The following is a 26,930-nucleotide window of genomic DNA, read 5'->3' as shown; positions in this document are numbered from 1 at the left end:
GTGAGCCGGAGCGTTTCGATCGGCACGCCGCCGTGCTGCACCGCTACGTCGACCAGGCGGAGCAAGTCCCGTAGCGGTAGGCCGGTCAAACCCGCGCACCCGCTTTCTGGGTACGCGCCAGGATGAGGCCTACCGCGCCGGCCGTCATCAGGCAGACAGGTGTGTAAAGCACGAGGTTGAGCCAGTAGAACAGGGTGCCCGTGCCGAGGCCGAAGGCCCAGACCAGGCCCAGCAATCCGCGTACCAGCAATCCCGCGAAGAGGGCGAGCACGACCGACTTCGCCGGCCACCCGCCCCGGCCCCTGGAGACCGCTACGATCGCGGTCGCCGCCGCGGTCAGCAGAAGGATCAGTGGCAGCAGGATCCGGGGGGTGAAGGGCACGTCCATGTTGAGGACGGCCATGGACAGCGCACGGGGGTCGGACGCGGGCGCGATGAGCCAGTACAGGTGGGCCAGGGCGTCGACGCCCAGGATGGTGGCGACGAAGGCGGCGAGTCGGGTGGTGTTCATGCCCTCAAGGAGGCGGCGGATTTCCCGATGGTTCCATGGAACCTTTGAGAACTTCGCCGCCTCTGGACGTAAGAACCTGCGCGGGCTGCGCGAGCCCGGGGCGCTGTACGGCTGGGCGCGGGCGATAGCCGTACGTGAAGCGGTGAGAATCGCCAGGCGTGACGGCCGCAGCAGCCCCGCCGAGCTGGCCGAGCTGCCGTCGCGGCAGGACGTGGAGAGCGCGGTGGACATCCGCGACGTTCTGGAACGGCTCTCGCCGGAGCACCGGGCCGTGCTGATGCTGCGTGACCTCGAGGGCCTGGAGGAGGCGGCCGCCGCCCGGCTGCTGGAGGTGCCCGTGGGCACCGTCAAGTCGAGGCTGGCGCGGGCGCGGCGGAGTTTCCGCCAGGCGTGGCAGTCCTGAGAGAAAGCATCTATAGTCATATTCATGAGTAGTCATGGACATGACTAGATGGCTCTCCGGCACGCGGTGCTGGCGGCACTGCTGGACGGCGAGCACAGCGGCTATCAGCTGACCAAGATCTTCGACGTCGGCGTGGCCAACTTCTGGTACGCCGCCCCCCAGCAGCTCTACGCCGAGCTCACCAAACTCGAGGCCGACGGCCTGGTGGCCGGGCGCGAGGTGGTTCAGCAGGGCCGGCCCAACAAGCGGGTGTTCACCGTGACCGAGGCCGGGAGGGCCGAGCTGGTCGCCTTCGCCGCGGCGCCGGGCAGGCCCCTGCTCATTCGCGACGACCTGGTGGTGAAGGTGCACGCGGCCGACGTGGCCGACCCCGGGCCGCTGATCGACCAGTTGCACCAGCGGGCCGAGGAGGCCGCGGTCAAGCTCGCCCTCTTCGACAAGATGCTGGTCAACCTGCGCGGCGGTCTGGATGAGGAGACCTTCCTGGCCAGGGGAGAACGCATCGGCCCCTACCTGACCTGTCTGGGCGGCTGCCGCCTGGAGCGCCAGATGCGCGAGTGGTGCCTGCGGACCGCGCACACGCTGAGCGAACGTGCCGCGCACGACGGAAGGACCCGGCCATGACCACCTATCACCGCTACGTCGCCCTCGGCGACAGCCAGACCGAGGGCCTGGGCGACGGCGACGACGTGCGCGGCCTGCGCGGCTTCGCCGACCGGTTAGCCGAGATGCTGGCCGCCGCCAACCCCGACCTGCTCTACGCCAACCTGGGCGTGCGCGGCCGTCTGGCCGCCCAGGTCCGCGACGAGCAACTGGAGGCGGCTCTGGCGCTCCGGCCCGACGTGGCCACCGTCATGGCGGGCGTGAACGACCTCATCCGGCCGGGTTTCGACGCGGCGGTGGTGGCGGGCGTACTGGAGGAGATGTTCGCGGCGCTGACCGCCACCGGGGCGCGGGTGGTCACCGTCACCTACCCCGACATCGGCAAGATCGCGCCCATGGCCCGCCGGCTGGTGCCCCTGGTGATCGACTTCAACGAACGCATCCGCGCCGCCTGCGCCCGCCACGACGTCATCCTGGTCGACACCTTCGGCCTGGAGTTCGCCACCGACGCGCGCATGTGGAGCGCCGACCGGATCCACGCCAGCCCCGAGGGGCACGCCCGCATCGCCGCCGCCCTGGCGTACGGCCTGCGGTTGCCGCGCAGCGACGACGCCTGGATGGCGCCGCTGCCCGCGTTGCCCCGGCCGCCGGTCTGGCGGGTGGCGGCGACCGAGCTGCGCTGGGTGGCGGGCTTCGCCGGGCCGTGGATCGGCCGCCGGCTACGTGGCCGCTCCTCGGGCGACGGCCGTACGGCCAAGCGGCCCGAGCTGGGCCCGGTGACACTCAGCTGAGCAACCGACCCCGGGGGGCTTCTCGCAAAGGGCTCTGACAGGAATCCGCGCCGCAGACCATGTCGAGGGTACGGCTGAGCGCCGGAGGTCGAGTACCGGTCGGGCTGGTGGGGCGGCTGACGAAGCCGTCCCACCAGGCCGCGTTGCTCAGTCGTCCGGCGGCTCGCAGTAGATGGGCGGGCTGCCGGGGGGTGGGTTGGTGACGCCGCAGGTCTGGTACGGGCTGGCGCTTCCGGTGGGGCGTACCGGCTGGTTGTACTCTTCGACGACTTCGGGGTCATGCGTCAGCCCCGGGTCGTTGCCCTCGGACTTGAAGAACTCGTCCCAGATTCTCAGGACGAGCCGCTTGGCCTGCCCCGGCAGTTTGCTGAGGTCGATGTCGAGCGCATCGACGACCACGTAGATCTGCCCGGCGATGGGGATCTTTTCGAACACTTCGCCGAAGATCGCGCGCATGCATTGGTCGCTGGTCAGGCCGGTGTCGTAGCACTCGATTCCCACGGCGATCGCGCCGGGGATGTCGAGCGGGGTGAAACCGGCGACTGCGGGCAGTTTGTCGGCGAGGGAGGTGACCTTGGCGCAGATGTCGCGGCGGCAGATCTGGAGTCCTACGTCGCTGACGTCGAGGGCGGTGTCGGTTGTCCCGAGGGCGTCGTGGACGTCCTGGACGGCCTCGGGCAGGTCGGATTCGGTCTGCAGTTCCAGCTTGTCCGGCCCGCACGTGGGGTGGTTGCTCCCGGAGGAGCCGGGGGTGCAGATGTCGGAGGGGGGCGGAGTGGGTGTGGCCGGATTGGTCCAGCCGGTGCCGTTGTGCTCGCATTGCATCTCCCCGTTGCGGCAGGCGTCGGGAATCAGGCCGCTGGGGTCGGCGTAGGCGACGGGGTTGCTCAGGCCGTAGGTGTAGGGGTTGATGGTTTGCGGGCGGGTGTAGTCGAAGAGGGGATCGGGGGAGATGAAGCGGCCGATGCCGGCGTCGTAGTAGCGGGCGTTGAGGTAGTTGAGCCCGGTGGCGGTGTCCTCGATCTGGCCGATCCACCCTCGGTCGGTGGTGGTGGTGTCGGTGGTGCGGGGCTTGCCGTAGGGCTGGTAGGCGCGGATCTTGCTGGGCGCGGTCCCGGCGGTGGGGACGCTCAGCTGGACCGAGCCTTGGTTGTCGGTGGCCAGATATTCCACGCCTCCGCTGCTGCGGGTGGCCAGGATCGCGCCGGCGAAGGAATAGGTGCGGACGGCGGCGGTGCCGGTGATCTCGTGCCCGTCGATGTACCTGGTGGTGCCGGCCGGGGTGGTGCGCTGGAGCCGGTTGCCGTCGGCGTCGTAGACGAAACTGGAGTTCCCGGTCGAGCTGAGCAGGCGTTCGGGGCTCCAGGTGAGGTTCTCGGCCGTGCCCGACATGGTACGGCCGGCCAGGTCGCCGTTGGCGTTCCACGTGTAGGTGTTGCCGCCGACGGCGGTGGGGGCGTGCGGCCGGGGGCTGCCCGGTGGCGGGTAGGTGTAGGTGGTCGTGGCGGTGCCGTCGGTGCGCTGTGTCAGGTTGCCGTCGGGGCTGTGCTGGTAGGTCTGGTTGTAGGGGTTGGCGCCGGTGTCGGGTGTGCCCGTGGCGCACGTGCCGTTGGTGGTGAAGGCCCGGGTCAGGCGCTGCCGTTCGTCGTAGCCGAAGCATTCGCGCGCGGTCTGGCCGCCCAGCGTGCTGAGGCGTTCGCGGATGGCGCCGAAGGTGGGGTCGTAGGTGAACTGCAGATCTTGCAGGACGGTGCTGCCACCACCGGCCTTGATGGCCTTGACGCGCTGGTCGGTGTCGTATTCGCGCACCTGCCCGAACGGCACCGTCCGTGATCCGGACAGGGTCCAGGTGGGCCGGGCCCGATCGTCGTAAACGGTCGCCCAGACGTATTCGGCGGCGCCGGTCATCGTCTCCGGCCGGCCGAGTGCGGTGTAGCCGGTGGTCACGGTTTCGGCGGGCAGCCCGCCGACCGCCGGGTAAGTGATCTTGGTGGGGTGGTCGGCGGCGTCGTAGCCGTAGCCGACGCTGTAGGTGGCGCCGGGGAAACTCCAGGCTCGGCCGGTGGGCCGGGCCCGGTCGTCGTAGCCGGTGACGTCGACCACGTAGGTGCCGGTGCCGTCGAAGCGGGTGGATCTGTTGGGCAGGCCGCGTTCACCGGGTGCGTCATACTCCCAGCTGGCCAGCAGCGGCCCGGTGGCGGAGTCTTTGCGGCGTTGGAGCTGCCGGTTGAGCGGGTCGTAACTGGTGTGCACCTGCTGGCCGGTGGCGGAGGTCACGCGGGTGGGGTTTCCGGCGACGTCGTAGCCGTAGGTCCAGGTGCCCATGTCCGGATCGGCCATGCGGGTACGCCGACCGGCCAGGTCGAAGGTGTTGGTGATGATGTTGCCTGCCGGATCGGTGACGGAGACCAGCCGGTCGGCGCTGTCATAGCCGTAGCGGGTGGCCCGCCAGGTGTTCCCCTCGCGTTCCTCGACCCGGATGACGCGGTCGTACGCGTCGTTGACGCTGCGGGTGATGCCGCCGGAGGGCGGATGAGGGGTGCGCGTCGCCGCGTCATGGCTGTACTCGGTGCCGAACGAGCGACGGTAGACGCCCGCGCTCCAGGTGATCTCCCAGAAGGGGCGCTGCAGTTCGTCGAAGGCGGTGGTGATCTCATTGGCCCACCCGGAGCCGGGCTTGGCCACCAGAGCCTGGCCCGCGGCACCGTCGAGGGCCTGGGGCAATGTGGTGGCGGCCACCAGGCCCCGCTCGTCGTAGCGGGTATCGGTGACGATCACCTTGCCCTGGGTGGGGGAGGGGACATGGACCTGGCGGGGCCGTAACCACGCATCGGTGATCATCCAGGAGTCCAGGTAGCGGTTGCCGTCTTGCAGGGTACGCGTGCGCACCACCCCCGGCTTTGCCTTGGCGGGATCGATGTCATAGAGGAACTGGTAGGAGGGCGGGGCGCCGGTGCTCTGTTCGGTGGGGCGGTGCACGGTGGCGGTACGTCCCAGGGCGTCATAGGTGAAACCGGTGCGTTTGCCGCGCGCGTCGGTGACACGTTCCGGCGCCTGGCGGAGCCGGAACCAGGCGGTGCTGGTCACATGTCCCAGGGCGTTGGTGATGGTGGTGGTGGCCGGATAACGGATGGCCGGCGTGTAGGCGGTCGTCGCGGCGTGGCCGTTGGGGTCGGTCACCGTGGTGGGCCGGCCGAGCTTGTCATAGGTCGTGGTGGTGGTCGCCCAGGTGGGTGCGGCGGTGATCTTCACCCGGGTGCCGGTGCGGTCGCCCTTGACCGGGGCGGCTCCGAACGCGGCGCCGTCGTAGGCGTACTCCTCGCGGGTGGCCTCGGCTCCGTCGCAGCTGGCGTTCGCGTATCGGGTGACGGAGGCGGGCAGGTCCAGCAGCCACGCGGAGGCGTTGGCGGTGGGGACGGTGAGAGTGCACCGCTCGTCGCCGGTGGATGCCAGCCACCCGTGTTCGACCACCTTGTCCACGGTGCCGAGCAGGCCGTTGTAGACGGTCTGGGTCCGGCGCCGGGCGAAGGTGCCGTCGGCGGGATCACGGCGCCGGTCCACCACGTCGTTGGCCGCCACGAACCACACGTCGTCCAGCGGGTCGGGTCCGGGCGCGTCCAGGGTCCGCTGCGCGTGGTAGCCGTTGACCCGGCCGGTCAGCACCGTGCCGTCGGCGCGCAGGGACTGCTGATCCAGGATCGCCCCGGCGAGCCAGTTGTCATCGCTGACGTTCACCACGGTGCCGTCGAGGCTGGACGTCCTGGCCACCCTCGAACCCGGGCCGGGGAAGGGGTCGCCGGCCAGCCGGTCGGCGTTCATGCCGCGGAAGACCCTGTATTGGGTACGGCTGGCGCCCTGGCTGACCAGCACGTCGGCGTAGCCACGCCACTCCGACCACGTTTGCACGCTGTTGGTGATGAATTCGTCCCGATCGTGATGCCAGGCGCCGTTGGGCAGCCCGGCGGCCACCGCGTCGCCGTACTTGTAGGTGGTGATCATGGGCGGGCTGCCCGCCACCGGATCGCGTTGCTCGACCTGTGTGACCACGTACTTGTGGAACACGGCGAAGCCGCCGGCGCTCCCCTCGGGGGCATACCAGTGCGGGTAGCAGTTTCGCGTGTTCAGGTGCCAGTTCGGGGGGTTGGGCAATGGGCCGGCGCACGGGTGCGGTTGCCCGTAGGTGACGATCGTCTGGCCGCCGTACTCGTTGGTCACCACCCCGACCCGGTAGTGCGGCATGGCCGACAATCCGCCGCCGACGTCGACCCGGTTGTTCAGCAGCACGGGCCAGAACGTGACCGCCGGCAGGGTGATCGGCGGGCTGCTCGTCCTGCCCTTACGCTGGATCGCCGTCAGGTACAGCTTCTGGTCTCCGGGCCGGTTGGCGTCGGGATCGAGGAATCCCTGGGCCAGGGAGATGGTGTCGACGTCCGCGAAGTCGCCGTTGCCGACCTCCACCTGGGTGGTCAGTGACACGTAGCGCAGGGCGGTGAAGAACGTGGGCGCGTGCGGGGCGCATACCGCGGTGAAACACATCAGGTCCACCGGCGTGTCGGGATATTCGGCCGCGGTGGCCGGAGTGGGCTCCTGACAGCCGGCCGCCAGATTCACGCAGCGGTAGTCGACTTCGAAGTCCACCCTGGCCGAGGGCTCGGTCTCCCCGGGGGCGCGGCGCTTGCCGTACTTGATCATCTTGAGGAGGCCGCCGCGCACGTATTCGGTGTGCTCGAAGCCGGGCCAGCCGTTGAGCGCCGCGTAGTGGTTGACCTCACGCACGTATTCGTACTGCTGCACGTTGTCGTGTGGGTCGATCACCAGGTCGAGGTTCCACCGCCAGGCCTGCCGGCACCAGTTCACCGGTGTCACGGTGTTGCAGGGCTCGCCGGGGTCGTCGCCGAACACCGGGACGGTGAACACGGAGTTGGTGTGTGACCCGACGTCGGGGTTGACGCCCCGGCCGAAGTAGTGCTGCACGCCGTCCGGGGTGGTGACCCGCCAGTGTTCGCCGTCGTTGTCGCCGTTCTCGGCCACGCCGGTCAGTTGCTCGATACGCCAGCGTGGATCGTCTTTGAGCCGCCACTGTCTGGGGCTGGTTCCGGGCATGGGCACCAGTTCTCCCGCCCTGCCGTTGAGGGAGATGGTCGCGTTGTCGGACTTCCAGCACAGGTCATCGGTGCCCTGCCCGTCGCTGCGGCAGGAGTTGTAGCGTCGTTCGATGAAGGAGTCGGCGAACGTGCCCCAGCCGAGCCCGATGGGCCCGCTTTGAGTGTTCTTCCCCGACACCAGGCCGTCCACGGCGCCGGAGGAGTATCCCAGCCGCACCGTCGGTGTCGGCCCGGCGGGCGCCTTCGGGATCGGCACGTCGTAGTTGTAGGAGAAGTCACCCGAGCCGGTCCGGACCTGCCAGTCGTCCGACAGTGCCAGCGGAGTGGCCTTGAACGATCCTTCCTCGCCGTCGGGCGCGGCACTCACCGCCAGCACCACCGGATCGCCGCCGCTGCCGGTCGTCACCCTGGTCAGGTCGTCGATGCCGGCGACCAGGCGGGTCCGGTGTCGCTCGTTGCGGCTGGGCAGGGGGCGTCCGCCGAGGGCGCAGCCGTCCGGGACCGGTGTGGCCGCCGCGCACGCGGGCAGCGCGAGGAGCCGGAGCCGATCGGCGTAGCCCGCGCCCCAGCGCTCGGCATAGGCCGCGTAGTCGACCGATACCGTCACCGGCAAGGGCGCGGCGCCCAGCGCCGCGCCGCCCGGCCCGGAGATGCGCATGGCGAACCCCGCCACGCCCAGGCGCTGCGCGATGGCCGCGTCGAGCACCTCCACGCGCAGCGTGCGGCCTGCCGCGGGGGCTCCGCCCGCGCTCAGCTCGACGGGCAACGCGCCCACCCGCTGGGAACGGCCCGGCTGGCCCATCCGTACCTCGGCGAGCGCCGGGGCGGGCAGCAGCCGCGCGGACGGCGTTGCGGCGCGAGTGCTGGTGACCGCCAGCGCCGACCGGGCCGGGACGAGTGGCGGCGAGGCCGGCGGATCCCTGAGCTCCCGCACAGCGGCGCGCCAATCGAGCGGGGCGGGGCTCGCCTGGGCGGCCGGCTGCCACGCGGGCGCCGCCAGGCCTGACAGCAGTAACGCGATCGTGGTCATCAGGCGGAGGGGGATCGTGTGGGGTAATCGCCTGGACATGGGTTCTTCTCCCTGAGGGTGCGCCGGGCAGTGGGAAGTGCGGGTGACTGGGCGGGCGCGGTTGTCCTCTGGTGACAAGGGCGGTCGCCGCATCTATCAGCTGATCGCTGTACACGGTTGGAGCCCGCTGGCAGGCTGGCCGCGTCACCACCTCCACCGCCTGGTGGAAGTCCTGCCGCGACCCGGACACGCAGGTTCCTGGCCCAGAGCGCGCCCGTCCCAGAGGGCAAGATCGAGATTCGCCGTCATTATCCGCATCCGTCGGCGAACCCGACACGGTGGTGGGCCGCAGCCGGACGGCAGGCCCTGGTCACGGCATGACCGCGGATTTTCCGGACCGGAATCGCAGCGCGGGGGAGGAGGACGGCAGGTGCCATCGGGAGCACGCGCGAGGTTCGCCGAGCGGTTCGCGCTGCTGTACGCCGAGGCCGGAACTCCCCCGCTGAAGCAGGTCGCGGCGGCGGCCTCGCGTGCGCGGCGCGTCGACGACCGTGGCCGTCCGGTGCGTGTATCGGTGCAGCGGGTCAGTGACTGGCGGCTGGGCCGTACGGTCCCGGTCCGGTTCGCCGTCCTGGCCGCGGTCCTGGACGTGCTCATCGGCCGGGCGCGCGACAGCCGGCCGCGCGCGGTGGTGGCGGACCTGTACGACCTGGCGTCGTGGCACGCCCTGTGGGAAAGCGCGCTGGCCGACCCGGCTCTCGCCACAGACCCCGCGCCGGAAGCCCTTGAGGACGCCGATATCCGCCCGTATCCGGGCCTGGCGCCGTTCGGCAAGGACGACGCCCCCTGGTTCTTCGGCCGCGGGCAGGCGACCGGCGCCCTGCTGGACCTGCTGGCCGGCACACTGACCACGGGCGGGATGATCGCGCTGGTCGGCGCGTCGGGTTCGGGCAAGTCATCGCTGCTGCGGGCCGGCCTCCAGACGGCGCTGGCCGAGGAAACACCCCAGCTCCAGGCCTGGCCGGTGCTCCTCATGGTCCCCGGGGCCGACCCGGTCGCCGAACTCGCCGACCGGTTCCCCGGCATGTCGCCCGCCCTCGATGCCGCCCTGCACGCGACCGGCCAGACTGAACTGCCAGACGACCTGGCCGCCGAGATACGCACGGCTGTCAACGCCCGCGCCGGGCCGAACACCCGGATCGTGCTGATCGTCGATCAGTTCGAGGAGACCTTCACGCTGTGCACGGACGAGGCGCGGCGGCGGGTCTTCATCCAGGCCCTGCACGCGGCCTGCAGCGCGGGAGGGCGTGCCCTGGTCGTGCTCGGGCTGCGCGCCGACTTCTACGGTCACTGCCTGCGATACCCGCAGCTCGCCGACGCCCTGCGGGAGCGACAGCAGCTCCTGGAGCCGATGACGGCCGACCAGCTACGGGAAGCGATCCTCGCACCGGCCAGAGCGGTCGGCCTGCGACCGGAACCCGGCCTGGCCGAGATCATGCTGCGGGATCTGGGCGAGCGCTGCACCGACGGTACGGCAGGCCTGGAGCCAGGCGCACTGCCGTTGCTTTCGCACGCGTTGCTGGCCACCTGGCGGCGACGCCACTCCGGCAAACTCAGCGTCGCCGCCTACCTGGCCACCGGCCGCATCCACGGCTCGGTGGCCACCACCGCGGAACGGGCATGGACCCGGCTGCGCCCCGATGAGCAGCAAGCGGCGCACCAGCTGCTGCTCCAACTCGTGCGCATCGGCGAAGAAGGACACGACACCCGCAGGCGGATGCCAAGCTCCGACCTGGCCGCGCGAGCGGCCAACGGCGCCGCCACGGCGCGGGCCCTGGAGGTCCTGGCCCAGCAGCGCCTGATCACGGTGGACGCCGCGGGGGTGGAGATCGCCCATGAGGCCCTCCTCTGGGCTTGGCCGCGGCTGCGCAGGTGGATCAACGACGACCGGGCCGGGAACGTGGCACGGCAACGGCTGGAGGAGGATGCCCGCACCTGGGAACGGCACGGCCGCGACCCCTCCCTGCTCTATCGGGGAACCCGCCTGGACACCGCCCGCCTGCTGACGGACGTGACGCCGGCGGCCCGGCAGTTCCTCGCCGACGCCCTCCGGCACCAACGGCGCACGCAGTGGGGCCGGCGCGGCGCCGTCACCATGGTCGCCGTGCTGGCGATCCTCGCCGTGGGGGCGGCCGCCGTGGCCGTGCACCAGCGGGACGAGGCCACCTTCAGACAGGTGCTGGCGGAGGCCGATCGGATGCGTACCACCGACCCATCGGTGTGGGCGCAGCTGAGTCTGGTCGCGCGGCGCATGCGACCCACCGACATGAGCGTGTCCACCAGGTTGATCTCCACACAGCACGCGCCCCTGCAGACCCCGCTCTACGGGCATGCGGGCGCGGTGTACCTGACCTCCTACAGCCCGGACGGGCGGCTGCTCGCCACTGCCAGCTACGACGGGACCGCGCGATTATGGGACCTGCGCGACCCGGCACGTCCGATGCCGCTCGGCCGGCCGCTGGCCGGGCACCGCAGCTGGGTCACCTCCGCGGTGTTCAGCCCGGATGGCGACACGCTGGCCACCGCGGGCGACGATCAGACCGTCCGCCTGTGGGACCTGTCCGATCCGGCCCGCCCGTCACCGCTCGGCGCCCCGCTCACCGGCCCGCGCGGCACGATCTACCTGGTGGCGTTCAGCCCTGACGGCCGCATCCTCGCCACCGCGAACGAGGACCACACCACCCGGTTGTGGAACGTCGCCGACCCGGCCCACCCTGCGCCTCTCGGCCACCCGCTCGGCGGCCACCGTGCCGCGATCCGCTCCCTGGCGTTCAGCCCTGACGGGCGACTGCTGGCCACCGCCGGCGACGACAAGACCATCCGCCTCTGGGACGTCACCGACCCGGCCAAGGCCAAGCCCCGCGCGGCACCTCTGACCGGCCACCACGCGCTCGTCCACTCCATCGATTTCAGCCCCGATGGACGCCTGCTGGCCAGTGGCGGCAAGGACAAGACCATCCGCCTGTGGGACCTGTCCGATCCGGACCACGCCAGGCCCGCGGGACCACCCTTGACCGGACACGGCGGCCCGGTGTGGTCGGTCAAGTTCCACCCCGATGGCCGGACGCTGGCCTCGGGCAGTGTCGACAGCACGACCAGGCTATGGAACCTGGCCGACCCGGCCGCTGCCGTACAACTCGGAGAACCGCTCACCGCACAGACCGGCATCGTCTTCGCGGTCGCCTTCAGCCCGGACGGGCGCACCCTCGCGACCGGGCACGCCGACAGCTCCGTACGCCTGTGGTCGATGCCCTCGGGCGTCCTCACCGGGCACACCGCCAGCGTCGTGCGCGTGGCCTTCAGCCGAGATGGCCGCACCCTCGCCTCGGCCGGCGACGACCAGAGGATCGGGGTGTGGACCGCCCTGCGCTCCGGACGCCCGGCCGTGCGGTTCCTCACCGCACACGCCGGCCTGACCTACTGGGCGGCGTTCAGCCCGGACGGGCACACCCTGGCGACCACCGGCAGCGACAAAACCCTGCGACTGTGGGACGTCACCGACCCCACCGCCCCCAGCGCCCTCGGCAAACCCATCACCACCCGGCACAGATACGCCGCGCCCGTCGCCTTCAGCCCCGACGGGCGAACACTCGCCGCCGCCGGCGACGACATGGAGATCCGGCTGTGGGACATCCGCGATCGCCACCATCCGATCATGTACGGCCGGCCGCTTTCCGGGCATGCGGGCTACGTCAATTCCGTGGCCTTCAGCCCCGACGGACATCTGATCGTCACGGCCAGCAGTGACAAGACCGCCCGCCTGTGGAGCGTCACCGACCCAGCCTCGCCCCGCCTGGTCGCCAAGCCTCTCGGCGGGCACTCCGGCCCGATCCAGCAGGCCTCGTTCAGCCCGGACGGCCGCATTCTGGCCACCGCCGGCGATGACAAGACCGTCCAGTTGTGGGATGTCCGGCACCCCGAGCGTCCGGCCCCGCTCACCTCGCCACTCACCGGCCATTCCGAGGCGGTGAGCTCCGTTGCCTTCAGCCCCGACGGGCACACCCTGGCGACCGGGAGCTACGACAAGACCGTCCGCCTCTGGAACGTCACCGGCCCGGCCCGGCCCGAGCCCCTCGGCGAGGCCCTCACCGGGCACACCGCCGGAGTCCGCTCGATCGCCTTCCAGCCCGGCGCGGACACGCTCGCCACGGCAAGCACCGACGGCACCATCAGGCTGTGGGACCTCGACGTCAACCACGCCGTCCGGCGAATCTGCGCCACCACCCGCGGCGTGCTCACTCCTCGGCAATGGCGCCGGCACCTGCCCCAAACTCCCTACCTGTCACCCTGTGACTCGTGATCTGGTCAGGGGAGGGGGAGGGAGTCGGCTTGGTGCTGGAGTTCGGGCAGGTGGGAGGGGTCGTTCAGGAGGGCGGTGAAGGCGAAGTCGATGATCTCCGGCGGGCTGACCGCGAACTCCGGCAGCGCCATCGCGTCGAACAGCACCAGCACGAGCCGCGCCCCCGTCACCGGGTTGATCGGCCGCACGTCGCCCTCGCGCAACCCCTGCGTGATCATGTCGGTGACCTGCCGTTCGAGCTGTTCGATCAGCGCGCGTTCGGCCGCGAACCGGTCGCGTTCCAACTCGGGCGTGGTGAGGATGGACGCCAGCACGTACGGCGAGTCGAGCAGGTGCTGCAGCGACTCGCGCAACCACCGATGCAGTTTGACCGCCGCCGGGGCCGCGACGACCTCCAGCGAGGCGGCCACGGCCAGCGGCCGCTCCAGGCCCAGCTTGACCAGCGCGGCCAGGATGTCGTCCTTGGCGGCGAAGTGCTTGTAGATGGCCGGCTGCTGGACGCCGACGGCGGCGGCGATGTCGCGGGTGGAGGTGGCGGAGTAGCCGTGCACCGCGAAGAGCCTGGCGGCCGTGCGGAGGATGCGCTCAGCCGACGGGCTCCATTGCGATGCGGGCATGCGGGCCAGACTAGCCGGTCACAGTTCGGTGGCCGCCCGGATGCGGGCCATCGCCGCCTTGAACTCGGGCGCGTCCATGACCGGCATGAGCGTCATGGCCCTGACCATGCTGCCGGTGAACTTCATCGTGCCCTGGGCGAAAGCGGCCTCCTCGGTCAGTTCGCCGCGCTCGATGCGGACGCTGTCGTCGTAGGTCATGGTGATCGTGTAGTCGGGTTTGTCGAGGGTGCCCAGTGCGACCTCGGTCACCCGGCCGTGCTCCAGCGTCCAGTAATAGTGCACGTCGTTGTCGCCGGTCAGGACGTACTGCAGGCGGGCGTTGGCGCCCCGGCGTTCGGGAAGGTCCCGGGTCTCCTGCAGCACGAGTTGTGTCCATTCCTGGGTGAGATAGCGCGCCATGTCACAGCTTCCCGGGCCAGGCGTCGCCCTCGCGGGTCAGGGCGCGTGCCAGGTTCTGGTAGAAGACGATCACGCCGGGCTCCTTGGGGCTGAGGTGGCCGCGCTCGGCGAAGCGTGAGGTGACGCCGCGCTGCACGGCTTCGAGCCCCACCTTGTCCTCGTTGTTCACCATCGCGGTGATCGTCTGCTGGGCTCGGGCGAGCGCCTCGGGATCCACGGAGGCCACCAGTTCGGGCGGCATGAGCACGCCGCCGACCACCTGGACCCTGTCGATGGACAGCGGGATGAAGCTGAGCCAGACGACCTGGTCGCCCATGGCGAGGAAGCCGCCGGTCGGGAAGGACAGCAGGGCCATCCCGTGCGCCTTCTCCAGCTCGCTCAGGTCGAGCGCCTCCGGCTCGATGGGCGCGGCGAACGGGGTGCGGGCGTGCAGGACCCAGGGCGAGTACTGCTTGATGTGGGGATCGCCGCCGCCGGGCAGGAACGGCTCCAGGGTGTTCCGGTGCAGGCCGATGACGTGGTAGTTCTCGGAGCCGTTCTCCAGCGCGAGCTTCCAGTTCGCCTGCCACTCCTCCGCCACGGTGATCACCTGGACCAGATCGCCGAGCCGGTAGTTGACGAAGTCGGGCGCGGCCAGGTCGAGGTGCGCGCCGATGGGCTCGGCGGCGGCGTCGAGGTTGACGTAGACGAGGCCGTTCCACTCCTCGACCGCGAAGCCGGGCAGCCGGCAGTTCTTGACGTTGAAGTCCTTGTTCCCGCCCATGTGCGGCGCGCCGCGCAGCCGCCCGTCGAGGCCGTAGTTCCACCGGTGGTACGGGCAGGTGAAGGAGTCGGTACGGCCGGCGCCCAGCTCCACCAGCGGCATCAGCCGGTGCCGGCAGATCGGCGACATCGCACTCAGCGTGCCGTCGGCGCCACGGGTGACGACGACCGCCTCCCCGGCGATGGACAGCGCCACGTAGTCGCCGGTCTCGGCGAGCTGGCCGGCGTGGGCGACGAGCATCCAGGAGCGGCCGAAGATCCGTTCCCGTTCCAGCTCCCACAGCTCGGGCGAGGTGTAGGCGCGCGGCGGGAGGCTGATGGCCGGCGGATCCTCGTCGAGGTAGCGGCGGAGCTCGTCGAGGATCTCCCCGGTTCCCTCCGCAGTGATCACAGTCATGGTGAACCCTCTCATCGCGAGGTTATCGGCCGATAACCTCTGAGATCAGGGTATCAGTTGATAACCGCTAGTCAATGGGTGAGAGCGACCCGCTCCAGGAGCGGGTCGCTCTCGCTCCTACTCCCTGACCAGCGGGAGCGTCGCGCAGTGCAGGCCGCCGGGGAAGCGGGTGACTTCCGAGAACTCCACCGGCACCGGGGTGATCCCGCGCCGGGACAGCTCGGCCTCGAGCCGCTCGTGCCCGGCCTGGATGATGAGCCGGTCCGGCCCGAGCGCGACCGTGTTGACCGCGAGCGCCCGCACCTCCTGCGGTGTCACGGTGATCAGCTCGAAGCGGTTCTTGAGGTGGTCGAGGCTCTCGGCGTCGAAGGCGGCGGGGCTGACGAGGCCGACCTCGGGCGAGGCGAGGGTGAAGTGCACGTCCAGGTGGACCACGCCCCGGTGGGTGAAGCGCATCGGCACCACCTCGCGTGACAGGCCGGCGTCGGCGATGGCCCGGCGCAGCGCCTCCACGCCCTCCTCGTTGGTGCTGTCGCCGATCCCGACCAGCACCTCGGAGGGGGTGACCAGCACGTCGCCGCCCTCGATGAAGCCGGCGTCCAGCGCGCGTACCTTCGACATGCGCGAGTGCAGGCTCAGCAACGCCGACTGCTCGCGCCGCCGGGTGGGGGTGGCCGGGCGGGCCAGGAAGAAGACGTCGTCGATGGCGAAGCCCATGTCCCGGGTGTACATCTGGGTGAGGCAGTCGACGGGGTCGGCCCAGCGGACCGTCACGTCGTGCTCCTCCAGCACCGCGACGAGCTGGGCGTGCTGCTTGGCCGCGATCGTGGGGTCGGGGGCCTCGATGGAGTAGCGGGCGAGCAGCTCGGTGATGAGCTCCCGGTCGCCGGCATCGCCGTCGGCCTCCGCCTCAAGCACGAGGCCCTCCAGGGTGAACGCCTTGACCGGGCCCACGATCACGTCCCGGAGCCGGCCGACGTCGCTGGTGACACTGATTTCGAGCATGTTGTCCTCTTCGTGTTGGTGTGGAGGCGGTGATACAGCTCGCCCCAGCCCGGGTTCTCCCGGACGAGTTCGTGGAGCAGGCTCTCGTCGAGGCGGCCGTCGGCCGAGAGCGCGAGGCATCGCCAGAAGGCCGGCTCCCGGTTGCCCGCGCCGAAGGCCCGCTGGGCCAGGTCGAGATCGGTCAGGATCGGCTCCGGCTCGCCGCCCGCGAGCATGGCGGCGATGGCCGAGCGCATCAGGCGGTCGCCGCGCCAGAGCCCGAGCAGCCGCTCCAGCTCGGCCAGCGGGTCGGGGTGGTCGTCGACGCGCAGGTCGAGCAGGATTCCGCCCTCCGGCGTCGCGTCCACGACCCGCAGGCCGGCGGCCTGCCCGCCGCGCACGTCGCCGCCCACGTCCTCGGCGGCGCGCAGGGCGGTCAGCAGCCGGTCGGCCAGGTCGCCTGCGGCGCCGGTGAACCGCTCGACCATGAGGTCCCACACCCCGTCGGCGGTGAGCATGTTGCCCTGGGCCACGACGCCGGCGCCGGCTCCCCATCCCGCGTGGGCCACGCAACCGCCGCCGGTGTGCCCGGCGGTGCGGCCGCGGACGTCCACGAGGCCGATCTGGCGCAGCGCGGCGCCTTCGTCATAGGTCATGGCGAGCTCCAGCGCCATCACCGGCGTCAGGCCGGTGGCCAGCAGTTCCGGCAGCTGCCTGCCGTACCGCTGATCGGTGAGCGCCTGGGCGACGCCGGCGCCCAGGCCCGCGCGGGCCCACGGCACCACCCCGCCGACGGCGAGGGCGTGCGAGGCCACCGCGACGCCCATCTGGCCGGTACGCGCGCAGCGGGCGGCCACGGAGAAGGTCATGACCCGCCCATGACGCCGGGCTGGTGCGGCGAGCCGTGGTAGTGGACCATCTTCCAGTCGCCGTCGCGCCGCTGGTAGACCTCGGTGGCGCGGTAGCGCTGGTCCAGGTTGCCGCCCGCCTCCTCGCCGCGCGGCCCGAAGTCGACGCTCAGCCGGCACAGGTAGCTGACCACGGCCAGCTCGCCGCCGACCGTGATCCGCTCGTCCCACGCCTGCGAGACGACCTTCCGGGGTACGGCTTCGCCCGCCATCGCGATCAGCTGCTTCCACAGCTCGACGATGCCGTCGAGGCCGAAGAAGTTGCTGCCCAGCGTGTTCCACATGACGAAGTCGTCACCGGCCAGATGGGCACGCAGCCAGTCGACGTCACCGGTGCCGTTGGCCGTCACCCAGCCGTCGTGTAGTTCGCGGACGCGCCGCTCGTCGTCGCTCATGTCACACTCCTTCGATTGGTCCGCCGTCAGGTGAGGCGGCGGATGGCCTGGACGGGGCAGGCCTCGATGGCCTCCCCCGTCACCACCTCCAGGGCGGCCGGGACGTCCTCCGGCGTCGCCACGGCGTAGCCGAAGTCGTCAAGGTCGAACACCTGAGGCGCGATCTCCGCGCACAGCGCGTAGGCGGCGCATTTGGTGCCATCGACGTTCACACGCATCTGTCAGCCCTCCTCGGGTTCGATGGGGTGCACCCGGAAGCGGGTGTCGGCGCCCACCGGCAGCCGGGCGCAGCGCGCGCACGGTTCGGCCAGGTGGTTCCGGATCTCGTCGGGGAAGTGGAGCAGGAGGCTGTCCGCGGTCAGGCAGGCGGCGTCGAGGGTGCCGCAGGCGCCGCGGCCGCGCAGCTGCCGCGCCCACTGCGCCAGCCGGTCCACCTGCTCGGCGACCGCCGTGCCCGCGCGCAGCGCCTCAACGGCCCCGGCCATGGCGCCCGTGCCCCGGAAGCAGCTTCCGCACTGGCCGGCGTTGGCCCGGTCGAAGAAGGCCAGCACGTCGGCGGCGGCCGCCACCGGGCAGTCGTCGCGGCCGATGGCCACCAGCGCGCCGCAGCCGAGCGTGCTGCCGATCGCGCGCATGGCCTCGTGGGTCAGCGGCGTGTCGCCGGCCGAGGGCGGCAGCAGGCCGCCGGAGAAGCCGCCGGCCAGGAAGCCCCGGCCGGCGTCGAAGCCGTGGCGGGCGGCCAGGTCGGCCGGCCGTACCCCATGCCGGATCTCCGTCAGGACCGGCGCGCGGCCCGAGCCCGAGAGCGTCACCAGCAGGCCGCCGCGCCGGAACCGGGTCAGCAGCGCCATCCTGGCCAGCGACTCGACGTTGAGCACCAGCGTGGGACGGCCGGCGACGCCCTGTTCGAAGGGCCGGGGCGGCTTGGCCGTGGGCTTGGCTGGGCCGCCGTCGATCGCGCGCACGAGCGCGGTCTCCTCTCCGCTGACGAATCCGGGCTCGGCGTCGAAGACCTCCGCGCATGGCGAGCCGCGTTCGTTCAGCGCCTGCCGGACTGAGCGGGCGGAGGGGGCGTCGGAGACGTAGAGGATCGCCCGGTCGGCCCCCACGAGGCGGCGGGCGAGGAGCATGCCCTCGATCACCAGGTGGGGGCGGGTGCGCATCAGGTAGCGGTCCTTGACGCTGGCCGGCTCGCCCTCTTCCCCGTTGGCGACGAGCACGCGTGGCCCGCTCGCCGCGCGGACCGCCTCGATCTTCGCGGCGACCGGGAAGCCCGCGCCGCCGCGGCCGCGCAGCCCGGCGGCGCGGATCGCGGTCAGCACCGCCTCGGGGGAGTGGTGCAACGCGCTGTCGCCACCTGCGGCGAGGTGCCGGGCGAGGTCCTCCCTGACATTTCCCCGTACGGCCATGCCGCCCCCGTCCGGTACGGCCACGCGGGTCGCGATGTTCATCGTTCAGCACCTCCTGATCGGCAGGCGTTCGAGCGTGCGCAGCGCGCCGGCCGGAGCCGCTCGGACCGGCTCGTCCGGACCGAGCTCGAAACACGGCCAGGCGGCCAGGAGTGCGCCGAGCGCGACCTGCGCCTCCATGCGGGCCAGCGGCGCGCCCAGGCAGTGGTGCATCCCCATCCCGAACGCCAGGTGCCTGCCCTCGCTGCGGGTGATCAGGAAGCGTTCGGGGTCGGGGAACTCGGCCGGATCCCGGTTGGCCGCCGCGTTCAGCAGGACGACCGCGGCGCCGGCCGGGATCGTGACCCCGTCCAGCTCGATCGGCGCGCGCGTCACCTTGAGCCCGAACTGGAAGGACGGCTCGAACCTGAGCACCTCCTCGACCGCGCCGGTCAGCAGCGACGGCGTCTCCCGCAGCAGGTCGAGCTGGCCGGGATGCCCGAGCAGCACGTGCACGGCGTTGGCGATGAGCGCGGTGGTCGTCTCGTGCCCCGCGTTGAACAGCAGCAGGGCGCTGGAGACCACCTCCTGCGGCGTCATGACCGCGGTGAGCGCGGTCAGCAGGTCGTCGCGCGGCTCTGTCCTGCGCCGCTCGACCAGGTCGAGGAAGTAGCCGGTGGACTCGGCCAGCGACTCGGCGGCGGCCTCCAGCACGGCGGGCGGCACGATCGGCGCGAGCGTGCGCCCGGTGATCTCGGCCCTGCGCACGCAGGTGGCGCGGTCCTCCTGGGGCACGCCGAGCAGTTCGCCGATGAGCGTGGTCGTCAGCGGCAGCGCGAACTCCGACACCACGTCCATGGACGTTCCGGCCGCCTTCACCAGCTCAGCCGCCTCCGCCTCCAGCCGGGGCCGGAGCGCGTGCACGGAGGCGGGGGTGAACGCCTGCTGGAACAGCTGCCGCAGGCGCCGGTGCTCGGGGTCGTCCATGAAGACGAACATCGAGCGCTGCCAGCGGGCCACCGGCCCGTCCACCCCGTCGAGGTGCCGCTCGGCCCAGTCCCGGTAGTCGGGCCGGGCCGCCGGGTCGCTGGTGGCGCGTGGGTCGAGCAGCAGGGCCCGCACGTCCGCGTACCTGCTGATCAGCCAGAGGGCGTCGTGGATCCGATGGACCGGCGCGCGCTCACGCAGCTCCCGGTAGAGCGGATAGGGGTCGGGCACGACCAGGCCTTCAAAGGTGTAGGTCATGGCCTGGCCTGCCCGAGCGACTCCAGCAGGCCGGGCACCTGCTCGGGCGGGTTGACCAGGCCGAGCGCGACCTCGTCGACCCCGGTCGCGGCCAGGCGGGCCAGGGCCCGCGGGAGCGTGTCCGGCGTCGCGACGAGGGCCAGTTCGGACAGGGCTGCGGTGGTCAGCAGGTCGGCCATCGGCAGCCGGCCCGTTTCGGCCTCCGCCAGGGCGGCGGGGTCGAACAGGCCGGGCGCGGTCACCGCGTACCCGGCGGCGTCGAACGTCCGCAGGATCGGCCGGAGCATCGCCGCGGCGCTCTCCTCGTCGTCGCCGATCGCGCCGAGCACGGTCGCCGAGATCCGGAAGTCCGAGCGGTCGCGCCCGGCCTCGGCCAGAGTCTTGACCACCGCGTTCACGGCTCCGGCCAGGTAGCCGAGGGAGGCGCCGGCGGTCAGTGACACGCCGTCGGCGACCTGCCCGGCAAGTTCGAGCATGCGCGGGCGTACGGCGAGCAGATCGATGGCCGGCTGTGCGGGCGGCGCGACGATGGCGCATCCGGCGAACCGGTGTCCGGCGAACTCCCCGTCCACCTGTTCGCTGTCCAGCAGCTGCCGCAGCGCGTTCACGTACTCCCCGGCGACGCGCACGCCCCGGCGGTGGTCGCCGCCGAGCATCCCGGCCAGCCGGGCGTCGCCGAGCCCGACCTGGACCCGGACCCGGCCGGGGGCGAGCGCGGCCAGCGAGGCCAGCTCCATCGCCAGCAGCGCGGGATGCCGGGCGATCGGGGCGGGCCCGACCAGGCCCACCTCGATGCGTTCTGTACGGGCGAGCACCGCGGCGGCGGGCACGACGGCGTCGGTGAAGCCGAGGTGCTCGCACATCCACACGCCGTCCAGCCCGGCCCCCTCCGCGGCGGCGGCCGCGCGCAGCGTGGGCGGCAACGGCCCGAACCCGCTGAAGCTGAGGCTCAATCGCACGGTGTACTCCTTCGGCTAACGGATCGCGGTGATCCGGGTGACGGTGAAGGCGGCGCCGGCCATGCACAGCGCGGCGGCGGCGAAGAGGCCGGTGAATCCGGCGCCGGACAGCATCACGGCGCCGAGGACCGGTCCGGCCAGGCTGGGAAAGGTGTTGGCGCTCTGCAGCACGCCCAGGTCGCGGGCGTACTCGTCGGCGCGGGGAAGCACGTCGGCGGCGACGGCGAGGTCCATGGTCGAGTAGACGCCGAACGCCAGCCCGGTCACGGCGGCGACGACCAGGATGCCCGTCCACGTCGGCCAGGCAAGATTGGCCACCGAGCACGCGCTGAGCACGAGCCCGGCGCCGACGACGAACGCCTTCCTGCGCATCAGCCGGTCGGAGACGATGCCCGCGATCACCCCGGAGACCACGGCCACCAGCGCGTACATGGACGTGGAAACCGCGATGTAGCCGGCCACCTCGGCCGGTCCGGCGCCGGGACCGAGCACCTCCTGCACCCAGTAGAGGCTGAAGCCGAGCGAGAGCGCCAGCCCGAGGAAGACCAGGAAACGGGTCAGCCACATCCAGCCGAGGTCGGGGTCGCGGCGCGGGTTGAGCCGGACGCAGGCCAGCCACTCCTGCCAGTCCCACGGCCGGACCAGGTCCGAAACGCTGGACGGCTCGCGGACGGTGACCAGCATCAGGAGCCCGCCGCCCAGCATCAGCACGCCGAGCACCAGGTAGGCGCCGGGCACGTCGCCACCCAGCAGGCTGAACACCCAGGCGCCGAAGACGGGGGAGAGCGCGCCGGCCACCCCGAACACCGCGGAGATCTCGCCCCGCTGCCTGCTCGGCACCTGGTCGGCGACGAGGGCGAGCGAGCCGGCGATCACGCCGCCGATGCCGATCTGGAGCACGCCGAAGGCCAGCATCAGCGCCGGTACGCTGGTCGCCGCGGCCAGGCCGGCCAGCCCGAGCGCCCCGGTCACCGCACTGGCCAGCACCCAGGCGCGCCGCCTGCCGTACCGGGATCTGGTGCGGTCGGAGACCATGCCGACCAGCGGGGCGGCGACCACACCGGCCAGGCCGCCGAGGGAGGAGACCAGCGCCAGCGTGCCCGCCTTGGACTCGCCGCCCAGCTCGGCGGCCTGCAGCGGCAGCAGGATCTGGGCGGGGGTGAGCAGCGCCGCCAGCACGCCGAAGGAGCTGGCGCCGAGGCCCAGCCGGAAGGCCACACCCACGCGCGCCTCGGCGGTGGTCATGCTTCCCATGGCCGAGGCGCCGGCCCTCATCGCCGCCTCCAGGAGCTCGCGATCAGGGCCGCGGTCAGGTCCGGCGCCTCGGCCATGGGCAGGTGACCGGCGCCCGCTACGGTGTGCGGCTCGATGCCCAGCGCCGCCGCCGTCTTCGCGGCGACCTCGTGCGGGCAGGTTCTGTCGTGCTCGCCGCGGGCGAGGAGAACGGGGCAGTTCACCTCCGCCGCCGCCGGGCGGAAGTCGGCGGTGAACCCCGCTTCCAGCAGCCGGGCCACGGTCGCCGGCGAGTTGGCGGCGGCCACCCGGTTGGCCTCGGCCACCAGGCCGGGATCGGCGCCGGGGGCGAAGGTCCACTCGGGGGCGATCGCGGCGAAGAAGCCCGCGACTCCTATGCGGGCCAGCAGGTTCAGGGCCGGTTCCAAGGTCCCGGGAGCCGGGTCCAGCGCGGTGCCGAACAACGTGACCGTGGCCGCCCGGCCGGGGTGTGCGGCGGCCACGGCCAGGGCGAGGCCGCCGCCGTACGAGGAGCCGACGAGGTGGGCCCTCGGCCAGCCGAGCCAGTTGACGACGGCGAGCACGTCGGCCGTCTGACGCTCGACCTCGAAGGAGCCCTCCCGGGTGGAGCCGCCGTGCCCCCGCAGGTCCATCGCGGCCAGCGCGCGTTCGCGCGGCAGCCGCTCGAAAACGGCGGTCCAGACGTCGGCCGAGCTGTTGAGCCCGTGCAGGAACAACACGGGCGTCGCCGCGCCGCCCTCCCGCACCACGACGGCCAGCCGGCCGCCGGGCACCGTGACGATCACCGGCCCGTCTCCAGCGGCACGTAGTCGAGGACGTTGCGCTGGAAGGCCTGGATGCCGCGCTCGTAGCGGTAGGCGATCGGGCCGACGGAGAAGAGCGGTGACTTGATGCCCACCTGTACGGCTTCGCAGCAGAAGACGTCCTCCTCGATCAGGTCGTACCTGCGCTGCTTGCGCAGGAGCCGCCTGGTCAGCCCGCCCACGGCCGCCTTCAGCCCCGCCACGGCGAGCTTGCCGTTCTGGCCGGGCATGAAGCGGGTGCGCATCTCGAACGTGGTGGTCTCGGGGCCGGTGGGGATCACCTCGATGCTCGACCACATGACGGCCGAGGACAGCACGAACAGGTTCGGGAAGAACAGGCCGAACGCGGAGCCGTACCAGCGGGGTTCGGTGGCGATCGGCTTGAGCCCGGCCTCCATGGGGGTCAGCTCGCCCGGCTTCAGCGGCGGCTCGTAGAAGAACCAGTGCCGCTCGCCGCAGGCGTACTGTTCCTGGCGTTTGTGGTCGTAGCCGACGAGCGTGTCCTTGTGCACGTAGCCCAGGTGGTAGTTGTCCAAGGCGTTCTCCATGAACACCTTCCAGTTGGCCTTGATGTCGTAGCGCTGCGGGGCCATCACCTCGGCGAGCTGTTCCGGGTCGTAGGGCGGCATGCGGTCGGGCAGGTCCGCCAGCCAGCCGGTCAGCGGCTCCGGTTCGGGATCCGGGTGGACGAACACCAGGCCGCGCCAGACCGCCACGGAGGCCGGGTGCAGGCCGAGCGTGGAGCGGTCGAGGTGACGATCGACCTCGTTGCGCTGGGTGACGGCCAGCAGGCAGCCGTCGAGCCCGTACGTCCAGTTGTGGTAGGGGCAGACGATCTGCTTGTCCACCACCCCGCTGCCGGACAGGACGGCGGTGCCGCGGTGACGGCAGACGTTGTGGAAGGCGCGCAGCTCACCGTCCTTGCCGCGGACGACGACCAGCGGGTGCCGCCCCACTTGCGTCGACCTATAGGAACCCGGTGTCTTGAGGTCGTCGATGGTGCCGGCGTAGCGCCAGGTGCGGCTGAACAGGTGCAGTTGCTCGCGTTCGTACCAGTCGGTGTTGAAGTAGGCGCTCGGCGGGAGCAACTGCGTCGCGGTGTCCGGCATGCACGTCACCTCTTTCTTGGACCGTTGTCCAATTTCTGTTGCTGAACCTTCGTTCAAAAACAGCCCATGGGGTTGACCTCAGCCGAACAGGCGGTCCAGCTGCCGGTCGACCAGGCGCTCGGCCCTGGCCGGCGGCAGCCCGGCGGGGTCCGCGCAACTGTGCAGCGCCAGCCCGTCGACCAGCGCCCACAGCGACGCCGCCTCCTCGTCCGGATCCCTGTCGCCCGGAATGTCCCCCTGGGCCTGCGCCTGCGCGATGGTCGCCGCGAGGTCGGCCCGGGCCGTGGAATAGACCGCGACCTGCACTCTGCGCAGGGCCGGATTGTTCACTGCCCTGCCGCAGAAGACCTGATAAATCCTGATCTCGGCGGTGCGTTCGTCGTCCAGCGGAAGCAGTTCGAGCAGGCAGCGGCGCAGGCGGTCCTTGACCGGGCCGCCCGCCTCCCAGACGTTCTTGAGCCGCTCCACCAGCCGTGCGCCGAGGAACTCGAAGGTCAGCAGCAGCATCTCGTCCTTCGTCGGGAAGTAGCGCTGCACCAGCCCGACGGAGACCCCCGCCTCCGCGGCGACCTCGGCCACCGTAGGCCCTTCCATTCCCCGGGCCGCGATGACCCGCATCGTCGCCTCCACCACCTGGCGGCGGCGCTGCGCGTGATCGGCGACTCTCGGCATGAGAATAAGTGTATGGCAGTATTTTTATCTTGTCGAGCCCACAGGCCCTGAAGGGAGCTGGTTCAGCCGGTCCACCGCCGACTGGCTCTCGTCGTCCGCGGCGCGGCAGATCATCAGTCGCTGGTCCGGATCCTGAAGTGGTGAGAGCACCTCGAACTGCAGGGCGATCGTGCCGACGTCAGGGTGCCGCAGCACCTTGTGCCCGCGGCCGTTGACCATGACGTCCCGCTCGGCCCACAGCCTCGCGAACTCCTCGTCGCGCGTGATGAACTCGGCGATGAGCCCGGTCAGCGCCTTGTCCTCCGGATGCGCGGCCCATGCGGCGCGCAGGTGGGCGACGCCGTCCCGCACGACGCGTTCGCGGTCGACAGAGAACTCCCGTATCTCCGGATGTATCAGGCACAGCCACATCGCATTGCGCCGCGACGGCGGCAGGGTGTCGAAGTCCAGGAGCAACCTCGCCATCTCCCCGTTCCAGGCCAGGATGTCGAAGCGGTGGTTCATCAGCATGGCCGGCAGCGGCGACCGGTCGGCGACCAGCCGGGCCAGCGGCGGCGCGGCTGTGGTGGCGGGCTCGCCGGCGTCGCGGCGTCGCGGCGTCGAGGAGGTCCTGCGCGGTATGGACGATCTGGTACGGCAGGGCAAGGTCCTCGACGTGGCGATCTCCAACCCCCCGCCTGGCAGGTGTCGCGCATGCAGGCGATCGCCGACCTGCGCGGCTGGTCGCCTCTGGTCGCGCTGCAGATCGAGCACAACCTGATCGAGCGCACCGGGGAACGTGACCTGATCCCCATGGCGCGCGAGATGGGGCTGGGCGTGGTGCCGTACTCGCCGCCGGCCGGCGGGGTGCTCACCGGCAAGTACAGCCGCGCCGACCTGACCGCGCCGGACGCCGTGGCCGGCGACGGCACCCGCAGGGACTTCAACCTCGCCAACGGCGGACTCACCGGACGCAACCTGGACATCGCCGATGTCGTGAAGGAGGTCGCCGGCGAATTGGGTCATACACCCGCCCAGGTCGGGCTGGCCTGGAGCCTGCACAGGCCAGGTGTGACGGCATCGCTCATCGGCGCCCGCACTCTCGCACAGCCGAAGGACAATCTGGGCGCCCCGGAGGTCGACTTCACGCCCGCCCAGCTCGCCCGCCTCGACGAGGTCGGCGCGATCGAGCTCGGCTTCCCGCACGACATGCTCGCCAGTGACAGGATGCGCGCGGCGACCCACGGCGGCCTGAAGGTCGAGACCCGTCGCCGATAGGCAGAGACGATCGGTCAGATAGGTAGCACCTCTTGGACGGCGACCCGGTTGAGCTGCTCAAATCGGTGCCATGCACTTCCATCGTGCCCAAGCTCCTTGAAGGAAAGCATGAGCGTCCCGCTGCCCAGCACGTTCCAGTCACGCACCGTCGACGTGGACGGCGTCGCCATCCACACGGTCATCGGGGGTGACGGGCCGCCCGTGCTGCTCCTGCACGGCTACCCGCAGACGCACCTCATCTGGCACGACGTCGCCCCGGCGCTGACGTCCCGGCACACGGTCGTGCTGACCGACCTGCGCGGGTACGGCGACAGCGCCAAGCCGGACCCGGTCACCGACGACGTCTACTCCAAGCGGGCGATGGCCGCCGACCAGATCGGCGTGATGCGGGACCTGGGATTCGACCGCTTCGCCGTGGTGGGCCATGACCGGGGCGCGAGGGTGGGCCACCGGATGGCCCTGGACCACCCCGACGCCGTCGAGGCGCTCGCCGTCCTGGACATCGTGCCGACCCGGCACACGTTCGCGCACGCCGACGCCGCCTTCGGCCTCGGCTACTACCACTGGTTCTTCCTCGCCGCCGGGAACGGCATCCCCGAGCGGCTGATCGGCAACGATCCCGAGTTCTGGATCCGCAGCCGGATGACGGCACGCCACTCCGGCGGCTCCGCGTACGACGAGGCCGCGGTCCGGGACTACGTGCGCTGCTTCTCCGACCCCGCCGCGATCGCCGCCTCGTGCGCCGACTACCGGGCGGCGGCCGGCGTCGACCTGGAGCACGACGAGGCCGACGCCGCGGCGGGCCGCCGCGTGCGCTGCCCGGTGCTCGCCCTGTGGGGCGAGCACAGCTTCGTCGGCCGCGGCTACGACGTGCTGAAGGTGTGGCGCGAATACGCCGACCATGTCAGCGGTACGGCGCTGCCGAGCGACCACTACCTCCCAGAAGAGGCCCCCGCCCTGGTCACCGCACAGCTACAGACATTCCTGGACAGAACCTGA

At 71.5% G+C, this 26,930-nt stretch carries 23 protein-coding genes; 6 read left to right on the top strand and 17 right to left on the bottom strand.

Features of this window, described 5'->3' with window-relative positions; genetic code table 11:
* Positions 1-85: 85 nt before the first annotated feature.
* On the bottom strand, positions 86-511 hold the full coding sequence (locus HNR40_RS24515) for a DUF3995 domain-containing protein (protein ID WP_184965109.1): 426 nt from the start codon (positions 509-511) through the stop codon (positions 86-88).
* Between HNR40_RS24515 and HNR40_RS24510 the strand changes: the two genes are divergently transcribed.
* Genes HNR40_RS24510 through HNR40_RS24500 form a run of 3 tightly spaced genes read left to right on the top strand, consistent with a single transcriptional unit; the run spans position 510 to position 2,308 of the window.
* The gene (locus HNR40_RS24510) at positions 510-914 is read left to right on the top strand and encodes an RNA polymerase sigma factor (protein WP_221340754.1); all 405 of its coding nucleotides are present in this window, start codon (positions 510-512) and stop codon (positions 912-914) included. The genes HNR40_RS24515 and HNR40_RS24510 overlap by 2 nt on opposite strands.
* A gap of 48 nt (positions 915-962) precedes the next feature.
* On the top strand, positions 963-1,538 hold the full coding sequence (locus tag HNR40_RS24505; protein ID WP_184965105.1) for a PadR family transcriptional regulator: 576 nt from the start codon (positions 963-965) through the stop codon (positions 1,536-1,538).
* On the top strand, positions 1,535-2,308 hold the full coding sequence (locus HNR40_RS24500; RefSeq protein WP_184965103.1) for an SGNH/GDSL hydrolase family protein: 774 nt from the start codon (positions 1,535-1,537) through the stop codon (positions 2,306-2,308). Before HNR40_RS24505 ends, HNR40_RS24500 begins: the two co-directional genes overlap by 4 nt.
* 147 nt (positions 2,309-2,455) lie before the next feature.
* Here the strand turns inward: HNR40_RS24500 and HNR40_RS24495 are convergent, their stop codons facing one another.
* A complete protein-coding gene (locus HNR40_RS24495; protein ID WP_184965102.1) occupies positions 2,456-8,482 on the bottom strand; it encodes an RHS repeat-associated core domain-containing protein in 6,027 nt (2,008 codons plus the stop codon).
* A 370-nt stretch (positions 8,483-8,852) separates the two neighbouring features.
* Between HNR40_RS24495 and HNR40_RS24490 the strand changes: the two genes are divergently transcribed.
* Positions 8,853-12,782 (top strand): NACHT and WD repeat domain-containing protein, encoded by a 3,930-nt coding sequence (locus tag HNR40_RS24490; RefSeq protein ID WP_184965100.1) that lies wholly within the window; start codon positions 8,853-8,855, stop codon positions 12,780-12,782.
* 5 nt (positions 12,783-12,787) lie between these two features.
* On the opposite strand, the gene HNR40_RS24485 is transcribed toward HNR40_RS24490, so the two are convergent.
* The 15 genes from HNR40_RS24485 to HNR40_RS24415 all read right to left on the bottom strand — a co-directional run bounded on the left by HNR40_RS24485 (position 12,788) and on the right by HNR40_RS24415 (position 25,343).
* On the bottom strand, positions 12,788-13,399 hold the full coding sequence (locus tag HNR40_RS24485; protein ID WP_184965098.1) for a TetR/AcrR family transcriptional regulator: 612 nt from the start codon (positions 13,397-13,399) through the stop codon (positions 12,788-12,790).
* Between the two features lie 18 nt (positions 13,400-13,417).
* A complete protein-coding gene (locus HNR40_RS24480; protein WP_184965096.1) occupies positions 13,418-13,798 on the bottom strand; it encodes an SCP2 sterol-binding domain-containing protein in 381 nt (126 codons plus the stop codon).
* Position 13,799: 1 nt separating this feature from the next.
* Entirely contained in the window at positions 13,800-14,957 is a 1,158-nt protein-coding gene (locus HNR40_RS24475) for an aromatic ring-hydroxylating oxygenase subunit alpha (RefSeq protein ID WP_184965094.1), read from the bottom strand.
* A gap of 117 nt (positions 14,958-15,074) precedes the next feature.
* The gene (locus tag HNR40_RS24470; RefSeq protein ID WP_184965092.1) at positions 15,075-15,962 is read right to left on the bottom strand and encodes a dimethylarginine dimethylaminohydrolase family protein; all 888 of its coding nucleotides are present in this window, start codon (positions 15,960-15,962) and stop codon (positions 15,075-15,077) included.
* Positions 15,914-16,810: a DUF1028 domain-containing protein gene (locus HNR40_RS24465; RefSeq protein WP_184965090.1), complete on the bottom strand. Its 897-nt coding sequence runs from the start codon at positions 16,808-16,810 to the stop codon at positions 15,914-15,916. Before HNR40_RS24465 ends, HNR40_RS24470 begins: the two co-directional genes overlap by 49 nt.
* Positions 16,807-17,244: a YybH family protein gene (locus HNR40_RS24460; RefSeq protein ID WP_184965088.1), complete on the bottom strand. Its 438-nt coding sequence runs from the start codon at positions 17,242-17,244 to the stop codon at positions 16,807-16,809. The genes HNR40_RS24465 and HNR40_RS24460 overlap by 4 nt, the downstream gene beginning before the upstream one ends.
* A 26-nt stretch (positions 17,245-17,270) precedes the next feature.
* Positions 17,271-17,462, bottom strand: a complete 192-nt coding sequence (locus HNR40_RS24455; protein WP_184965086.1) for a ferredoxin — start codon at positions 17,460-17,462, stop codon at positions 17,271-17,273.
* A gap of 3 nt (positions 17,463-17,465) precedes the next feature.
* Positions 17,466-18,695, bottom strand: a complete 1,230-nt coding sequence (locus HNR40_RS24450; RefSeq protein WP_184965085.1) for an NADH-ubiquinone oxidoreductase-F iron-sulfur binding region domain-containing protein — start codon at positions 18,693-18,695, stop codon at positions 17,466-17,468.
* 3 nt (positions 18,696-18,698) lie between these two features.
* Positions 18,699-19,877 (bottom strand): cytochrome P450, encoded by a 1,179-nt coding sequence (locus HNR40_RS24445; RefSeq protein ID WP_184965082.1) that lies wholly within the window; start codon positions 19,875-19,877, stop codon positions 18,699-18,701.
* Positions 19,874-20,836, bottom strand: a complete 963-nt coding sequence (locus HNR40_RS24440) for an LLM class flavin-dependent oxidoreductase (RefSeq protein WP_184965080.1) — start codon at positions 20,834-20,836, stop codon at positions 19,874-19,876. Before HNR40_RS24440 ends, HNR40_RS24445 begins: the two co-directional genes overlap by 4 nt.
* 15 nt (positions 20,837-20,851) lie before the next feature.
* Entirely contained in the window at positions 20,852-22,111 is a 1,260-nt protein-coding gene (locus HNR40_RS24435) for an MFS transporter (protein WP_184965078.1), read from the bottom strand.
* Positions 22,108-22,875: an alpha/beta fold hydrolase gene (locus HNR40_RS24430; protein ID WP_184965076.1), complete on the bottom strand. Its 768-nt coding sequence runs from the start codon at positions 22,873-22,875 to the stop codon at positions 22,108-22,110. Before HNR40_RS24430 ends, HNR40_RS24435 begins: the two co-directional genes overlap by 4 nt.
* A complete protein-coding gene (locus tag HNR40_RS24425; RefSeq protein WP_184965074.1) occupies positions 22,872-24,002 on the bottom strand; it encodes an aromatic ring-hydroxylating oxygenase subunit alpha in 1,131 nt (376 codons plus the stop codon). The genes HNR40_RS24430 and HNR40_RS24425 overlap by 4 nt, the downstream gene beginning before the upstream one ends.
* A 78-nt stretch (positions 24,003-24,080) precedes the next feature.
* Entirely contained in the window at positions 24,081-24,674 is a 594-nt protein-coding gene (locus HNR40_RS24420; RefSeq protein WP_184965072.1) for a TetR/AcrR family transcriptional regulator, read from the bottom strand.
* A 24-nt stretch (positions 24,675-24,698) separates the two neighbouring features.
* Positions 24,699-25,343 (bottom strand): MmyB family transcriptional regulator, encoded by a 645-nt coding sequence (locus HNR40_RS24415; protein ID WP_246509389.1) that lies wholly within the window; start codon positions 25,341-25,343, stop codon positions 24,699-24,701.
* 24 nt (positions 25,344-25,367) lie between these two features.
* On the opposite strand from HNR40_RS24415, the gene HNR40_RS24410 reads away from it, so the two are divergent.
* Positions 25,368-25,931 (top strand): aldo/keto reductase, encoded by a 564-nt coding sequence (locus tag HNR40_RS24410; protein WP_221340753.1) that lies wholly within the window; start codon positions 25,368-25,370, stop codon positions 25,929-25,931.
* 108 nt (positions 25,932-26,039) lie between these two features.
* Positions 26,040-26,930 carry an alpha/beta fold hydrolase gene (locus HNR40_RS24405; RefSeq protein WP_184965070.1) on the top strand — a complete coding sequence of 297 codons (891 nt, stop codon included), beginning with the start codon at positions 26,040-26,042 and terminating at the stop codon, positions 26,928-26,930.

Origin of the sequence: Nonomuraea endophytica, assembly GCF_014203235.1 — a bacterium.
Classification (GTDB): Bacteria; Actinomycetota; Actinomycetes; order Streptosporangiales; family Streptosporangiaceae; genus Nonomuraea; species Nonomuraea endophytica.
This window is presented reverse-complemented; position numbering and strand designations above follow the sequence as displayed.

Bases quoted from the DNA above. Each gene is read 5' to 3' on its own strand.
- HNR40_RS24510 (WP_221340754.1), top strand. From the start codon at position 510: ATGCCCTCAAGGAGGCGGCGGATTTCCCGATGGTTCCATGGAACCTTT.
- HNR40_RS24515 (WP_184965109.1), bottom strand. From the start codon at position 511: ATGAACACCACCCGACTCGCCGCCTTCGTCGCCACCATCCTGGGCGTC.
- HNR40_RS24505 (WP_184965105.1), top strand. From the start codon at position 963: ATGGCTCTCCGGCACGCGGTGCTGGCGGCACTGCTGGACGGCGAGCAC.
- HNR40_RS24500 (WP_184965103.1), top strand. From the start codon at position 1,535: ATGACCACCTATCACCGCTACGTCGCCCTCGGCGACAGCCAGACCGAG.
- HNR40_RS24495 (WP_184965102.1), bottom strand. From the start codon at position 8,482: ATGTCCAGGCGATTACCCCACACGATCCCCCTCCGCCTGATGACCACG.
- HNR40_RS24485 (WP_184965098.1), bottom strand. From the start codon at position 13,399: ATGCCCGCATCGCAATGGAGCCCGTCGGCTGAGCGCATCCTCCGCACG.
- HNR40_RS24480 (WP_184965096.1), bottom strand. From the start codon at position 13,798: ATGGCGCGCTATCTCACCCAGGAATGGACACAACTCGTGCTGCAGGAG.
- HNR40_RS24475 (WP_184965094.1), bottom strand. From the start codon at position 14,957: ATGACTGTGATCACTGCGGAGGGAACCGGGGAGATCCTCGACGAGCTC.
- HNR40_RS24470 (WP_184965092.1), bottom strand. From the start codon at position 15,962: ATGCTCGAAATCAGTGTCACCAGCGACGTCGGCCGGCTCCGGGACGTG.
- HNR40_RS24465 (WP_184965090.1), bottom strand. From the start codon at position 16,810: ATGACCTTCTCCGTGGCCGCCCGCTGCGCGCGTACCGGCCAGATGGGC.
- HNR40_RS24460 (WP_184965088.1), bottom strand. From the start codon at position 17,244: ATGAGCGACGACGAGCGGCGCGTCCGCGAACTACACGACGGCTGGGTG.
- HNR40_RS24455 (WP_184965086.1), bottom strand. From the start codon at position 17,462: ATGCGTGTGAACGTCGATGGCACCAAATGCGCCGCCTACGCGCTGTGC.
- HNR40_RS24450 (WP_184965085.1), bottom strand. From the start codon at position 18,695: ATGAACATCGCGACCCGCGTGGCCGTACCGGACGGGGGCGGCATGGCC.
- HNR40_RS24445 (WP_184965082.1), bottom strand. From the start codon at position 19,877: ATGACCTACACCTTTGAAGGCCTGGTCGTGCCCGACCCCTATCCGCTC.
- HNR40_RS24435 (WP_184965078.1), bottom strand. From the start codon at position 22,111: ATGAGGGCCGGCGCCTCGGCCATGGGAAGCATGACCACCGCCGAGGCG.
- HNR40_RS24425 (WP_184965074.1), bottom strand. From the start codon at position 24,002: ATGCCGGACACCGCGACGCAGTTGCTCCCGCCGAGCGCCTACTTCAAC.
- HNR40_RS24420 (WP_184965072.1), bottom strand. From the start codon at position 24,674: ATGCCGAGAGTCGCCGATCACGCGCAGCGCCGCCGCCAGGTGGTGGAG.
- HNR40_RS24410 (WP_221340753.1), top strand. From the start codon at position 25,368: ATGCAGGCGATCGCCGACCTGCGCGGCTGGTCGCCTCTGGTCGCGCTG.
- HNR40_RS24405 (WP_184965070.1), top strand. From the start codon at position 26,040: ATGAGCGTCCCGCTGCCCAGCACGTTCCAGTCACGCACCGTCGACGTG.